Annotated in this window: 14 protein-coding genes; 3 read left to right on the plus strand and 11 right to left on the minus strand. The window is 66.5% G+C overall.

Going from position 1 to position 13,346, the window contains the following annotated elements; all coding sequences use genetic code 11:
- Positions 1–88: 88 nt before the first annotated feature.
- The 3 genes from ABZ293_RS00055 to ABZ293_RS00065 form a co-directional block, all read right to left on the minus strand.
- Positions 89–709 (minus strand): urea amidolyase associated protein UAAP2, encoded by a 621-nt coding sequence (locus ABZ293_RS00055; RefSeq protein WP_355176400.1) that lies wholly within the window; start codon positions 707–709, stop codon positions 89–91.
- A complete protein-coding gene (locus tag ABZ293_RS00060) occupies positions 706–1,455 on the minus strand; it encodes a DUF1989 domain-containing protein (protein WP_355176402.1) in 750 nt (249 codons plus the stop codon). Before ABZ293_RS00060 ends, ABZ293_RS00055 begins: the two co-directional genes overlap by 4 nt.
- A gap of 338 nt (positions 1,456–1,793) precedes the next feature.
- Positions 1,794–3,329, minus strand: coding sequence for an amino acid permease (locus ABZ293_RS00065; RefSeq protein ID WP_355176404.1), 1,536 nt, complete (start codon positions 3,327–3,329; stop codon positions 1,794–1,796).
- 231 nt (positions 3,330–3,560) lie between these two features.
- Here ABZ293_RS00065 and ABZ293_RS00070 point away from each other — a divergent pair, with 231 nt between their 5' ends.
- The gene (locus ABZ293_RS00070; protein WP_355176406.1) at positions 3,561–4,217 is read left to right on the plus strand and encodes a helix-turn-helix domain-containing protein; all 657 of its coding nucleotides are present in this window, start codon (positions 3,561–3,563) and stop codon (positions 4,215–4,217) included.
- A 217-nt stretch (positions 4,218–4,434) separates the two neighbouring features.
- On the opposite strand, the gene ABZ293_RS00075 is transcribed toward ABZ293_RS00070, so the two are convergent.
- From ABZ293_RS00075 to ABZ293_RS00105, 7 genes are all read right to left on the minus strand, one after another.
- Entirely contained in the window at positions 4,435–6,147 is a 1,713-nt protein-coding gene (locus ABZ293_RS00075; RefSeq protein ID WP_355177105.1) for a TerD family protein, read from the minus strand.
- 64 nt (positions 6,148–6,211) lie between these two features.
- Positions 6,212–6,742 (minus strand): hypothetical protein, encoded by a 531-nt coding sequence (locus ABZ293_RS00080; protein ID WP_355176408.1) that lies wholly within the window; start codon positions 6,740–6,742, stop codon positions 6,212–6,214.
- An 80-nt stretch (positions 6,743–6,822) separates the two neighbouring features.
- Positions 6,823–7,623: a family 1 encapsulin nanocompartment shell protein gene (locus ABZ293_RS00085; protein WP_355176410.1), complete on the minus strand. Its 801-nt coding sequence runs from the start codon at positions 7,621–7,623 to the stop codon at positions 6,823–6,825.
- Positions 7,620–8,648: a Dyp-type peroxidase gene (locus tag ABZ293_RS00090; protein WP_355176412.1), complete on the minus strand. Its 1,029-nt coding sequence runs from the start codon at positions 8,646–8,648 to the stop codon at positions 7,620–7,622. The genes ABZ293_RS00085 and ABZ293_RS00090 overlap by 4 nt, the downstream gene beginning before the upstream one ends.
- A 60-nt stretch (positions 8,649–8,708) precedes the next feature.
- Entirely contained in the window at positions 8,709–9,035 is a 327-nt protein-coding gene (locus ABZ293_RS00095; protein ID WP_355176414.1) for a cupin domain-containing protein, read from the minus strand.
- 199 nt (positions 9,036–9,234) lie between these two features.
- On the minus strand, positions 9,235–9,729 hold the full coding sequence (locus ABZ293_RS00100; RefSeq protein ID WP_354957150.1) for a dihydrofolate reductase: 495 nt from the start codon (positions 9,727–9,729) through the stop codon (positions 9,235–9,237).
- The gene (locus tag ABZ293_RS00105; RefSeq protein ID WP_354957151.1) at positions 9,726–10,532 is read right to left on the minus strand and encodes a thymidylate synthase; all 807 of its coding nucleotides are present in this window, start codon (positions 10,530–10,532) and stop codon (positions 9,726–9,728) included. The genes ABZ293_RS00100 and ABZ293_RS00105 overlap by 4 nt, the downstream gene beginning before the upstream one ends.
- Before the next feature lie 43 nt (positions 10,533–10,575).
- Here ABZ293_RS00105 and cobF point away from each other — a divergent pair, with 43 nt between their 5' ends.
- Positions 10,576–11,334, plus strand: a complete 759-nt coding sequence (cobF, locus tag ABZ293_RS00110) for a precorrin-6A synthase (deacetylating) (protein ID WP_355176416.1) — start codon at positions 10,576–10,578, stop codon at positions 11,332–11,334.
- Here cobF and ABZ293_RS00115 read toward each other — a convergent pair.
- Positions 11,282–12,280, minus strand: a complete 999-nt coding sequence (locus ABZ293_RS00115; RefSeq protein ID WP_355177106.1) for an Lrp/AsnC family transcriptional regulator — start codon at positions 12,278–12,280, stop codon at positions 11,282–11,284. The two genes, cobF and ABZ293_RS00115, sit on opposite strands and share 53 nt — an antisense overlap.
- 125 nt (positions 12,281–12,405) lie before the next feature.
- Here ABZ293_RS00115 and ABZ293_RS00120 point away from each other — a divergent pair, with 125 nt between their 5' ends.
- Positions 12,406–13,338, plus strand: coding sequence for an SDR family oxidoreductase (locus tag ABZ293_RS00120; protein WP_355176418.1), 933 nt, complete (start codon positions 12,406–12,408; stop codon positions 13,336–13,338).
- The last annotated feature ends 8 nt before the right edge of the window (positions 13,339–13,346 follow it).

Raw genomic sequence — 13,346 nt, forward strand, 5'->3', positions numbered from 1 at the left:
GGCCCGCTGATCGAAGGAAAGCGCTTGTCGGTCGGCAGCCCCGACCCAATTGGATTCGTCGCACCGTTCGCCGACAAGTGGGTCACCGTCATCGGGTCACCACCATGCGCACGGGCGTGGGATCGAAGCCGTTGCAGGGGTTGTTGATCTGGGGGCAGTTCGACACCAGCACCAGGGTGTCGATCTCCGCGCGGAGGGTGACCTTCTTTCCGGGAGCGGACAAGCCGTCCACAATGCCGAGGGTGCCGTCGGCCTCCACCGGAACGTTCATGAACCAGTTGATATTCGAGACCAGATCCCGTTTGCCGAGGCCCCATTTCAGCGCCTCGGCGAGGAAGTTCTCCACGCAGGCGTGCTGGTGGCGGGTGTGATGGCCGTAGCGCAGCGTATTGGACTCCTGGGAGCAGGCGCCCGCGATGGTGTCGTGATTGCCGACCTCGTCGGCGACGACGGTCATCAGTGCGGTGCCCGCATCGGTGCGCAGCACACTGCCGGTGCCGAGGAAGATATTGCGCTGCGCGGCGATGGTGGCCTGTGTGCTGTAGCGGTCGGTGTGGTCGGCGGCCGAGTACAGCAGACAGTCGACGGCCTGATTGCCATGCAGGTCGATGATTTCGAGCTGATCACCCGCGCGGACCACGGTCGACCACGGCGCGCGTGCTGGCACGGTCTCGTCGAGCACGATGGTGCGGGTCGGTGCCGAGGTCATGCCCCTACCTCCAGAGTCGCGGCCGTCCAGGCCTGTTCGGTGTTCTCGACCGCCCGCAGATATTCCGGGTCGGAATTATGTTGTTCGGCAAGCTCTTCCGGCGCGGACCAGGCGACGATGTCGAGATCGGTCGCGGGCCGGTCATCGAGCGGATGCGCGGTGTTCGCGATGAGCAGGACCACCGGCAGGTGGATGAGCAGGTCGACCGATGCGCCGGGCGCGGCACTGCCGGTTGCGGTCAGCGCGCCATCGGATTCGACGCGTACACCGCGGAAGAAGGACATGGTCGGCGCGATATCCCGCGGCTCGAGGCCCTGTTTGGCTCCCGCCAGCCGCAGCAGCCCGCGCGCCTGCGGCGTCGGTCCGCACAGCGTGTCGTGGTGGTCGGAGGTATCGGCGACGATGGTGGCCAGCACTCGGCCCTGATCCGAGAGCAGCGGATGTCCGGTGCCGAGATAGGCCTGCCACGGAACCTTCACGGTGTCGGCGACATTGAGCCGCTCCCACGGCGCTTCCGCGCGCAGCAGCAGTAGGTGCGCGCACGCGGCACCGGCGACATCGCCCAGCCGAATCCTGGTCCCGCGACCGAGCACGATATTCGCGTACCCACCGGCCGGAATCCGCTGTGCGAAGGTGATCTTCGCCGCCGCGACGTCATCGGGCTGTTCCGGCCCCGCGATCTCCGCGACGGCCGCTTGCGCCCGGGCATGTGCCCGCGCTCCAGTGGTCGAGGCTGTGCTGGTCATCGTTGATCCTTTCGGTGCGGTAGCGACCGATCCGTCGCTCGGTGGAGCGGCGGTGCTCGCACGCAGTAGTCGGCGGATGGGGCTGGCGTAGGTCGGTTGTCGGTGGCCGAGTGTGTATTCCGTGGTCGCCGTGCGTCTGCCGTGGTCCGCCGGTGCCTCGAGCGGTCGGGAGTAGCGCGGGAGATGTGTTACTGGGGCCGGGTAGTGCGCGAGGTGCGTTACTTGGTCGGGGTGGTGCATGAGGTGCGTTACTTGGTCGGGGTGGTGCGCGAGGCGTGTTACTCGGTCGAGATGGTGCGCGGCGGCAGGTATTCGGCCCACCACCGCGCACCGATCGGTCAGGCAGGTTGAGCGGCTGGCTCGAGGCTCTCGGTCTTCGGCCCGGCATTGACAATGCGGTGCACGACAACACCGACGGCGATCACCACCAGCACGAAAAGTGGTGCGGCCCAGAGCATCCACCAGCCGCCGCCATTGGGCGTGTATACCTCGGCGCGCGGCCAGGCCAGGTTCACCGCCATCGCGATGCCCCACACCACCGCGAGTGCATTGATCGGAATGCCGAAGCGGCCCAGGCTGAACAGTGCGGAGTCGCTGTCCCAGCCCCGGCTCCGCCGCACCAGCAGCGGCACCGTGACCAGCAGATACGCCAGATAGAGCGTCACGATGCACACGCTGGCCAGGGTGGCGAAGATGGCCGCATTGCCGAGATTGAGCACGAGCAGGCCGATGCCGAGCACACCGATGATCACCGAGGGCAGCACCGGAGTACCGAAACGTGGGTGCACCGCGGCCAGGTGACGGGCGAACGGCAACTTGCCATCGCGCGCCATCGAGAACATCAGGCGCGAGCCCGCCGTCTGAATTGCCAAGGTGCACACGGTGATCGCCACCGCGACGCAGCCGAGCAGGACCTTGCCGGGGGTGCTGTCGAGCTTCGAGGTCAGCACATAGGCCAGCCCCTCGGTGGACAGCGCTCCGTCGTCCAGGCTCGGCGCGGCCATCAGTGCCCCGAGCAGCAGCAGTCCGCCGCCGAGCGCGGAAACCGAGAGCGCGGTCAGGATGGTGCGCGGGGCGACCCGGCGCGGATTCTTGGTCTCCTCGGAAAGTTCACCGGCGGAATCGAATCCGACCATCACATAGGCGGCCATCAGACCAGAGACGAGAAAGGCCGCCCAATACGGCCCCGGCGCGGCCTGATCGGTTTGCAGCACCACACCCGCCCCGCGTTCGGTGTGGGTGAAGAACAGCGCGATGATCGCCAGTACGCCGACGATCTCCACGGTGACCCCGATCGAATTGATCCGGGCCATCAGGTCGATGCCGATCACATTGATCAGCGTGGTGATCACCAGCAGGATGCTGCCGAGCAGCACCGCATTGGTCGCGCCGGAGGTCGAGGTGAGCGCGGAATCGTCGCCGACGATCTGGAATCCGCTCCAGATCGAGGGCAGCACCACCTGGAGTGCGATCGCCGCCGCCGCGGCCGTGACGATCTGCGCGATGACCATCATCCACCCGGCGAACCAGCCGACGACCTCCCCGCCGAGCCGCCGCGACCACTGGTAGATACAGCCCGAGATCGGATAGCGCGCGGCCAGTTCGGCGAAGTTCAGTGCGACGAGGAACTGTCCGGCGAATACGATCGGCCAGGTCCAGAAGAAGGCCGCACCACCGAACGAATAGCCGAAGCCGAAGAACTGGAAGATGGTGGTGAGGATGGAGACGAAGGAGAATCCGGCCGCGAACGAGGCGTAGCGGCCGAGTTTGCGGTGCAGTACCGGTTGATAGCCGAAGCCTGCGAGGTCGGCATTGTCCCGGCTGATATCGGGGGATGGGAGGACGGGGGCAACTGAATCGACTGTGGTGGCCATGGGGGTTCCTTCACGAGCGGCCAATACCTATCGAATGACAGTTTTGCGTTCGCGATCGCGCTTTCGGTGACCCCCGTGTATCGCTTCCGGGAACGCCGGTAACTTCTGTGTTGCGCGGATTTCTATCGAATGACAGAAACCTCACACCTCGGCGATCGGCTTGGAACGACCAGACCGGTCTGAACGCTATGGCGGCGAATGGCCGTACCGGACGCGATGCCAGAATGGGTCGTGCCCAATCTCGGTCCCGGCCGTCCCCGTCTCGACCAGCGGCCCCGTCGCGGTCGGACACCGCGCGACGAGATCCTCGACGCCGCCGGAGAGCTCTTCACCACCAATGGCTATGCCAATACCTCCACCCGCGCGGTCGCGGATGCGGTCGGGATCCGGCAGGCCTCGCTCTACCACCACTTCGCCGCTAAGGACGACATCCTCGACGCACTGCTCGCCGAAACCATCGCGGGTCCACTGGAACTCGCCGAACGCCTGCGCGAGGTCAGCGAACCCGCGCACACCCGGCTGTACGCGCTCGCCTGGTTCGACGTGCGCCAGCTATGCGCGGCGCACTGGAACCTCGGTGCGCTGTATCTACTACCGGAGTTGCGCACCGAACGCTTCGCGGCCTTCCGGCTGCGCCGTGACGAATTACGCGGGCACTATGAGACTTTGGCGGCGGCGGTCAGTGCCGAAGCGGGTGTGCCCGGGGCCGAGGGCCTGCCGTTCCGGCTCGTCGAGACGGTGATCAATATCCGCTCGGACGCAGGCAGCGCGCCCGGGCAGGCGGAGCGCGCCATTCCCAACGCGGTGATGCGGATGCTCGGCTGGTCCGGCGATCTGGACCGACTTCGCGCCGACGCACACGAACTCCTCCAGCACTTGGCAGCCTGAACCTCCCGCGGGCCAAGACTTTCCGTCCACACCCACTCACCTCATCGCAGCCGGCAACTCCAGTGCCCCGTCCAGACAGATCGCTGCGCTACCCACTCCGATTGCTCGCCGAGCGTAGTCACCGGGCGGTCGAATGCGCCTGGGCGACCACCATTCGACTACGTTCGACAGACCCGGACCCAGGGCTGGATACGGCAGGAGCTGTCTGGACGGGGCATTAGTCTTTGCCTCGGGTCGCCTTGAACTCGAAGCCCCAGTTGTAGATTCGGGCGATCTCGCGGACGCCGCTGCCGGGACGACCCGTGGGCGGCCGGATGAAGGTGCCGTCGCGGCGGACGATCAATTCACCATCGACATTCTCGATATGCGCGAGGATCACATCGCGGGAATCGTCGTTGCAGCCGCTGATGATCATCTCGATCGGCGGCGAATTGCGCGGGTAGAGTGTGGCGGTCGACTGCACGCCCTGGAAGTTGTTCGCGCCCTCATAGATCGAGGCGAAGACCAGAATCCGACGGAACTGCGCGGTGTAGTCGAGATTGATATCCAGGTTCTCACCGGTCGCGCTGCCGCCGGTCCGGTCGTCCTGGTCGAGCCGGATGAACGGCGGGCGATCCAGTGCGCCGAAGGAACGGTCGAGTGCGCGGACCGATCCGATTCTGCCGTCGGCCAATTCGAAAAAGCAGCAGAGATCGAGATCGAGGCTGCTGGCGCGCTTGCGGCCGAATAGACCGCCGCCCCCGGTGTGCGCGACGGTCCAATTCAGGTTGACCCGCATGGTGCCCGCGGTCGCGCCGTGTTTGGTCAGCGAAACCGTCGGCGATTCCTTCGTCAGCGACACCTTGCCGAGGTTGACCGGCGCGCCCGTCGAAGCGGAACCCGCAGGCGACGGGGTGAATTGGTCGGGCGTCGTCGGCGGCGCATATGGCTGCGGCGCCGGGTTGGGTGCGTATGGCTGCGGCGTCGGCGGATAAGGCTGTGGTGTCGGGCTCGCCGGGTACGGCTGGGATATCGGATTCGGCGGGAATCCGGGCGGAGCCGCAGGCGGATAGGGCGGCGGTGCCGCGTACTGCTGCTGCGCGGGCGCGGGCGCGGTATGCGTAGTAGCTGGTGGCGTATACGGCTGCTGCGGTGCTGGCGGTGGCACGTACTGCTGTTGCGGTGCTGGCGGTGGCGCGTACTGCTGTTGCGGTGCTGGCGGTGGCGCGTACTGCTGTTGCGGTGCTGGCGGTGGCGCGTACTGCTGTTGCGGTGCTGGCGGTGGCGTGTAGGGCTGTTGCGGCGTCGGCGTGTGCTGAGGTGCCGGTGGTGGCGTGTGCTGAGGTGCCGGTGGTGGCGTGTGCTGCGGTGCCGGTGGTGGTGTGCTCGGCTGCGGCGGGGCATACGATGGCGCACTCGACTGCTGCCCGGTCCCCGCGTCATCAACCGAAATCCCGAAATCGGTAGCCAGCCCGGCCAACCCGGTCGCATACCCCTGCCCGACCGCCCGGAACTTCCACGCGCCCTGCCGCCGATACAACTCCCCGAGCACGAATGCGGTCTCGGAACTGGCACCCGGACTGTCGAACCGCGCCGCCTCCGCGCCGCTCACCGCATCGAACACCCGCACATACAGCCCATGGAACTGCCCGAAGGTGCCGCCATCCGCGGAAGCCGCGATCACGATCGTGTCGATCTGCGGTTCGACCTGCGCCAGATTCACCGCCAGCGTGTCGGTCACGGTCGGCCCCTGCCGCTTACCCTCGTGCCGTACCGCGCCGGACGGATGATTCGGCTGGTTGTAGAAGACGAAGTCGTTGTCCGAGCGCACCTTCCCGGAAACGAGCAGTAGGGCCGAGGCATCCGCATCCGGAATCCCTTGACCTGACTGCCACCCCAGCTCGACGCGGACTGAAGACATCGGCACCACGACATTGGCGCCCTTCATCATCGACACATCAGCCAAGGTATACGACCCCGGCGCGCCCTGTCTCGGTGTGCGCGACTGCCTTCGGTCAGTGCGTCGGCGGTGCGATCTGCCAATGTTGTTGCAGCGCACCGGCGATTTCCGGGAGCACCATCACCGGCACGCGCTTGTGCCGCAGCATCGCCCGAATCTCGGTGACCTGCTCGCGCTTGCGCATGTCGTACGCGCCGGCGACGGGCCGCCGCACCGGCGGGATGGACAGCAGTACGAGTTCGCCGTGAAGCTCGTCTCCGCCGGTCAGATCCAGCGCCAGCGACCAGCGGGCCCGCTCGTCGAGCGTGAACCGCCCCGCCACCACCCGCTCCCAGTCGATACTGGATTCCTGCCATGGGGTGCGCCGGTAGATCGCCCCCTCGGTGAGCACGACGACGTCCCTGCCGAACAAAGCGACCAGCAGCGCGATGCCGGCCACCGCACCGGCCAGCAATCCGGTGAAGACCCGGTTCAGCCCGAAACCCGCGACGATCGTACTGCAGACCAGCACGGTGGCCGCGATCCCGAGCATCCCGTACAACATTGCCCGCCGGGTCGGTACCACGCCTGCGCGCACCATCGTCATCTCGACCTCCTGCTCGACCCGCACTCAACCTAGCCGGTACGGATCACCGGCGGCTTCCCGATGCGGGCGGGTCGGCGTACTCAGGCCTCCAGCGCCACCGCGGCTTCCCCGGTGTAGACCAGGAACTGCATGCTCTCCTGGAAGTAGAGCTGTACCGATTGCCCGTCATGGGCGAGGTAGCCGATCGACAGGTCCTGGCCCAGCTGCAGGTCGAAGTCGCCGCCGCGGGTGGTCAGCACGAAGGCGCCGTCGATGGCCGGTGCCCAGATGATCTCGCCATCTGGAATGAGGCGTTCGATATGGGTGCGAATCGGATGGCCGTGATCGGAGGTCTCACTGACCGCCGTGTACAGATCCGCGCTCAACAGCACCGAGTACGGGCCATCGACGCCCGCCAACCGCAGCGCGCTCAGCGCCTGGGCGACGGCCTCCGGCGCCAGCCGCGGATCGCTGGGCAGTTTGATCGGGGCATTGGACGAACTCGCCCGGATACCGGTGATATTCGCCGCCTGATAGCCCTCGAAGATGGCCCGGTCCTCGGCGAAGGCGATCCGGCGTGCCGCCTCCTTCACCGCGTCCAGATCGGTGTCCTTGGCGCCGCGCTCGACATCGTCGAGTTCCTCGCGCGAGAGCGTGAACGGCACCCGCAGTTCGACGAGCGGCGCGACCACCCGCTGACGGGCCTGCACACCCTCATCGGGTGCGGTGATCGCGGTAGTGCGGCCGAGTCCCACCGCCGAGTAGTCGGTGCCGTGCGGTCCGGACAGGTCCACCACCCGACGACCGGCGATATGACGTTTGAAGGTGCGCGTCGCCTCTTGTTCGATCGCCTGCCATGCCTCGGAGGTGATCGGCGCGAGATCCCGATGGAGGTTGTTCATGACTGACTGCTCCTTTTCAAGGTGCCGATACCTAGCGAACCGATAGTGCCAACGCCGTTGGGCGGCAAAGATTCCTCGCGCATTTCCGCGCTGGCCCCCGGCGCTGCGGGGAGGTCGTCGAAGAAGTCCGCGGGGGGCGTGAAGAACAATGTGCCGGTCACCGCTATGGAGAAGTCGAGGATCCGGTCGTAGGCCGCCGCCTCTGTGCCGACGAACATCCGCGACAGCATGGTTTCGGTGACGGTCGGCGTGGCCGAGTAGGCGATGTAGTAGGTGCCGAATTCGCCGTCCTTGACGCTGCCGAAGGGCATATTGGCGCGCACGATCTGCCGCTCGGTGCCATCGGCATCGGTGATGGTATTCACCGCGACATGGGAATTCGCGGGCTTATCCGCATCGGAGAGTTCGAAATCGTCGAGCTTGGTGCGCCCGATCACCCGTTCCTGCTCCTCGACCGACAGTGCCCGCCACTGCGCCATGGTGTGCAGGTACTTCTGCACGATGACGTAACTGCCGCCCGCGAAGTCCGGATCCTCGTCGCCGACGACGGCCGCGCTGACCGCCGCCGAACCCTCCGGATTCTCGGTGCCGTCCACGAATCCGAGCAGATCGCGCTGCTCGAAATAGCGGAACCCGACGGTCTGGTCGACGATGGTGATCGCGCCGTCGAGCCGGTCACCGATCGTCATCGCCAATTCGAAACAGGCGTCCTGGGTTTCGGCCTTGATATGAAAGAGCAGATCGCCCGGGGTGGTCGGGGCGCTGTGCACCGCGCCGACGAATTCGGGGAGTTCATGCAATTCGGCGGGCCGCGGCCCGCCGAAGAGACGATCCCATGCGGCCGAGCCGATCGATGCAACGCAGGTCAGTCCGGCGCCGGGCACCCGAAAACCGATTGATCGACGCAATCCGGGGAGATCGGCGAGCAGGTCTCGCACCGCCGCTTCGCCACCCTCGTCGATCGTGGCGACGAGGAAGACCGCGGCCGGTGTGAGCGGTTCCAAGATCGACTGCGGCGCACCCATGGGCTCCAGACTAGAGCCAAGCACCCGCATACCGGCCAGGCGGTACTGGCCTGTCGGCTACTACTTGGCGACTGTCAGCAGGAATGCGACATCGTCGACGGCCTTGACGCTGTGCCGCGCCTTCGGCACGACCAGCAGGTCTCCGGCCGAACCCTTCCACTCATTGGTGCCGCTGATCAAGGTCAGTGTGCCGCTGAGCACCAGCAGCGTGGCCTCACCCGCATTATCGTGTTCGGCCAGACTCTGCCCCGCCGAGAGACCGACCACGGTCTGCCGCAGCGCATTGGCATGACCGCCGTAGATCGTTTGCGAACTGCGCCCGCTCGTGGCGGTAGCGGCCAACTTGAGCTGTTGGCGTGCGACCGCAGTCAGCGATTTCTTGTCCATGGACCGCCTTTCGCAGAAGCAATCAGCCGGATCAGGGCTGGTGACACGGGCTGATATCCAGGAGTATGCCCGACCGGCGGGTGACGTGTGTCCGGTTTGACCGCTAGGCAGGTTTGCAGTGCATTTGCTGTCATTCGGTGATCGGATGGTGCCGGATGGCCCCGAAGCAGCGATGCTGGCGCTTTGCCAGCTGCTCGGCTCAGGTCCGGGTGTAACGACGGATCCGGAACCGCAGGCCGGACTTCGACTCGCACCACGGGGCGGTGTCGTCGGCGTGCCATTCGGGGCCGATGGCCGGTGCGTAGGCATCGCCCTCGACGTGTGTGTCCACCTCGGTGACCAGCAGGTCCGTCGCGAAATCCATGGCGGCCCGGTAGATTTCGCCACCGCCGATGATCCAGACGTCATCCGGTGCGCAGCTGGCCAATGCGTCGGGAAGGGCGGCGGCGCGTTCGGCGCCCGCCGCCGACCAGTCGGGCTGGCGGGTCACCACAATATTGCGGCGGCCGTCGAGCGGACGGAATCGTGGCGGCAGGGAATCCCAGGTACGCCGCCCCATAATGACCGGATGACCCAAGGTGACGGCCTTGAAGTTCGCCATATCCTCGGGCACGCGCCACGGAATGGTGTTCTCGAAGCCGATCACCCCATCCGGGGTCTGCGCCCAGATCAGGCCGATGACGCGATCCGTCACACCGCTACCGGCGCCTTGATCGCCGGGTGATGCTGGTAGCCGACCACTTCCACGTCCTCATAGGCGTAATCGAACAGTGTCGGCGCGGGCCGCAGGTTCAGCGTCGGGAACGGATACGGCTCCCGGGTCAGCTGCTCGGTGACCTGCTCGACGTGGTTGTCGTAGATATGGCAGTCGCCGCCGGTCCAGATGAAATCACCGGGCTCGAGCTCGGTCTGCTGCGCCACCATATGGGTGAGCAGCGCGTAGCTGGCGATATTGAACGGCACGCCCAGGAACAGGTCCGCGCTGCGCTGGTAGAGCTGGCAGGACAACTTGCCGTCGGCCACATAGAACTGGAAGAACGCGTGGCACGGTGCCAGCGCCATCTTGTCGAGTTCGGCGACATTCCAGGCCGAGACGATGATGCGCCGGGAATCCGGATTGGTGCGCAGGGTGTGCAGCACCTCGGCGATCTGGTCGATATGGGTGCCGTTCGGCGTGGGCCAGGACCGCCATTGCACGCCGTAGACCGGGCCGAGTTCACCATTGCGGTCGGCCCATTCATCCCAGATGGAGACGCCGTGCTCGTGCAACCAGGCCACATTGGAATCGCCGCGCAGGAACCACAGCAGCTCGTAGACGATCGACTTCAGATGCACCTTTTTGGTGGTGATCAGCGGGAAGCCCTTGGCGAGGTCATAGCGCAGTTGATGGCCGAAGACACTGCGGGTGCCGGTGCCCGTGCGATCCGCCTTCGCGGTGCCGGATTCGAGGACCAGTCGGAGCAGATCCTCGTACTGGGTATCAGCATTGTTGGCCACGCCTGGCGAGCTTACTCACCCCCGCACCTGGCAAGCTCGGGCCATGCGCAAGCTTTACGTGATCGGCATCGGTGCGGGTGATCCGGACCAGGTGACGGTGCAGGCGATCAAGGCCATGCGGCAGGTCGAGGTGTTCTTCGTCATCGGAAAGGGTGCCGAGAAGCAGGAACTGGTCGATGTGCGCACGGCGATCCTCGCCGAACACCTCGATCACCCCTACCGCATCGTGGAGATCGCCGATCCGCCGCGCGACCGCGCGCCCACCGATTACCAGGGTGTCGTCGAGGATTGGCACGATCGCCGCTCGGCCTTGCTCGAGGACGCCTTCGCCCGGGTCGACGGTGTCGGCGGGATTCTCGTCTGGGGTGATCCCTCGCTGTACGACAGCACCCTGCGCATGATCGAACGGGTGCTGGATCGCGGTGCGCAGCGCTTCGACTACGAAGTGATTCCCGGCGTCACCAGCGTGCAGGCGCTGGCCGCTCGGCATCGGATGGTGTTGCATCGCATCGGCGAACCGGTGCACATCACGACCGGCCGCCGCCTGCGCGAGGACGGGCTCAGCGGTTCGACAGTGGTGATGCTGGACGGTGACTGTTCGTTCACCGAGGTGCCCGGCGACGATGTGCACATCTGGTGGGGTGCGTATCTGGGCATGCCCGACGAGACGCTGATCGAGGGGCCGCTGCGCGAGGTCGAAAAGGAGATCGTCGAGCGCCGGACGCGGTTGCGTGCCGACAAGGGGTGGATCATGGACGTCTACCTGCTGCGTCCGGGTGCGGGAGACGCCCAGCAGCCTTGACCGTGACGAGGACGGGCGTGGTCTCCAAGGCGTGGATGGCCTCGAGCGCGCCGAGGCGGTGGGTGAGGTAGTGGTGCAGTGCCTCGGGATCGGCGCACATCGCTTGTGCGACAAGGTTTGTCGGGCCGGTGGTGGCGGCGACGAAGGCCAGTTCGTCATGGTCGGCCAGCGCGGTCGCCACCCGGTCGAGGTGCGCCGGTGCCACCGACATCCACAGCAGCGCCTGGGTGGTGGCGCCGAAGTGGGCGTCATCGAATTCGACATCGAAGAAGATCGCCTGGGTCGCTTGTAGCTCCGCGAGTCGTCGGGTGACGGTGGCTTGGGACCAACCGGTCGCGGCGGCGAGGCGGGCCAGGGTGGCTCGACCGTCTTGTTGCAGGGCCGCCAGCAGCGCGGCGTCGGTGTCGGCGAGGGCGCGGCCGGGTGCGGGATCGGATCGGTTCGGCCGCAGTTGATTTCGCTGGTGTTCGGCCAATGCGGCGGTGTGACCGCGCCATGCGGTCGGGCCGCCGAGGTAGGTGTGCAGGACGTAATGGGCCGAGACGGCGGTGATGCCAGCGGCGCGGGGGAGGTCCCGCAGCAGGAGTGAGCGGGACGCGGCGGCATCGCGCGGAATGTGCACCACCAGCAGGATTTCCGTGCCGCCCGAGGTGATTTTGACCCAGGAGGTATCCGGGCGTCGGGCCAGGGCATGTGCGAGGCCCTGGCCGGTGGTCGTGGTCGTGGTCAGGCGGACGAGCCATTGGGTGTGCCCGGCGTGGCTCGGATCGGCGAGGCCGACCACACGGAGTCCGGCGGTGGCGCGCAGGCGTTGGTAGCGGCGGGTGACGGTTTGCGTCGAGACGTGCAGGGCCGCCGCGATCTTGTTGAACGGCGCGCGTCCGTCGATGTGCAGGGCGTGGATCAGGCCGCGGTCGACATCATCGAGCATGGAAATATCTTTCATATCCACGTGGAATATGGAAAGTATCCGCTGATCCTTATCGGTCGATGGTTTGTTTCGGCACTTCTGTCGAAGGTGGACCGAGTCACGGGCTCGTCGGGCCCGGCCGATCGATGAAGGAGAAGTTGATGATTCTGGTGACCGGAGCGACCGGGACCGTAGGCCGCGAGTTGGTTGGCCGGTTGCTCGCGCTGGGTGTGCCGGTGCGGGCGACCACACGGCGGCCCGATACCGCCGGACTGCCCGACGGTATCGAGGTGGTGCGCGCGGATCTGGGCGATCCGGATGGCCTCGCCGATGCGATGCGCGGTGTCGATCGAGTCTTCCTGCTGTCCGGCGGACCCGAAATCCCCACCCACGACGCGAATCTCGCGCGCGCGGCGGACCGCGCCGGGGTCGGTCACCTGGTAAAGCTGTCATCCGGTCGCACCGGCGACGACACCGCGACCGATCCGATCCCCACCTGGCACCGCGCCGGTGAACAGGCGGTCCGCGACAGCGGAGTCGCGTGGACCATGGTGCGCCCCTTGGGATTCATGGCCAATGCCCTGCACTGGGCCGATTCCATTCGCGACCAGGGCGCGGTCTACGCACCGTTCGGCCAGGGCCGCATCGCCGTGGTCGACCCGCACGATATCGCCGCAGTCGCGGCGAAGGCACTCACCACCGGCGGCCATGAGGGCGAGATCTACACACTGAGCGGCCCGGAACCACTGTCACCCGGCGAGCAGACCGCCATCCTCGCCGGCGTACTCGGCCGCCCCCTGCGCTACGTCGAGGTCGAGCCCGCCGCCGCCCGGCAGGCGATCATCGACCACGGCGTGCCGGATGCAATGGCCGACGCGATCATGGCCCTGCGCGCCACCGCCTTGGAGGCGTTCACCTCGGTCGTCCATCCCACCGTCGAGCGGATCACCGGAACCCCACCCCGTCCGTTCCGCGAGTGGGCCGAACACCACAGTCACCATTTCGCCCGAGCGGACGCGCCGCCCAAGCGACCAAGATCAGGTGGAATCTATGGCGGCATCGCCCGAGAAAGTCCCGCCACCAGTTCCACCTGATCTTGATC

It is taken from the genome of Nocardia sp. NPDC005998, from assembly GCF_040614395.1.
Lineage (GTDB): Bacteria > Actinomycetota > Actinomycetes > Mycobacteriales > Mycobacteriaceae > Nocardia.

Coding starts and splice junctions, on each gene's coding strand:
- ABZ293_RS00095 (WP_355176414.1), bottom strand. CDS start 9,035: ATGGACAAGAAATCGCTGACTGCGGTCGCACGCCAACAGCTCAAGTTG.
- ABZ293_RS00120 (WP_355176418.1), top strand. CDS start 12,406: ATGATTCTGGTGACCGGAGCGACCGGGACCGTAGGCCGCGAGTTGGTT.
- ABZ293_RS00060 (WP_355176402.1), bottom strand. CDS start 1,455: ATGACCAGCACAGCCTCGACCACTGGAGCGCGGGCACATGCCCGGGCG.
- ABZ293_RS00090 (WP_355176412.1), bottom strand. CDS start 8,648: ATGGGTGCGCCGCAGTCGATCTTGGAACCGCTCACACCGGCCGCGGTC.
- ABZ293_RS00075 (WP_355177105.1), bottom strand. CDS start 6,147: ATGATGAAGGGCGCCAATGTCGTGGTGCCGATGTCTTCAGTCCGCGTC.
- ABZ293_RS00055 (WP_355176400.1), bottom strand. CDS start 709: ATGACCTCGGCACCGACCCGCACCATCGTGCTCGACGAGACCGTGCCA.
- ABZ293_RS00115 (WP_355177106.1), bottom strand. CDS start 12,280: ATGAAAGATATTTCCATGCTCGATGATGTCGACCGCGGCCTGATCCAC.
- cobF (WP_355176416.1), top strand. CDS start 10,576: ATGCGCAAGCTTTACGTGATCGGCATCGGTGCGGGTGATCCGGACCAG.
- ABZ293_RS00065 (WP_355176404.1), bottom strand. CDS start 3,329: ATGGCCACCACAGTCGATTCAGTTGCCCCCGTCCTCCCATCCCCCGAT.
- ABZ293_RS00080 (WP_355176408.1), bottom strand. CDS start 6,742: ATGACGATGGTGCGCGCAGGCGTGGTACCGACCCGGCGGGCAATGTTG.
- ABZ293_RS00085 (WP_355176410.1), bottom strand. CDS start 7,623: ATGAACAACCTCCATCGGGATCTCGCGCCGATCACCTCCGAGGCATGG.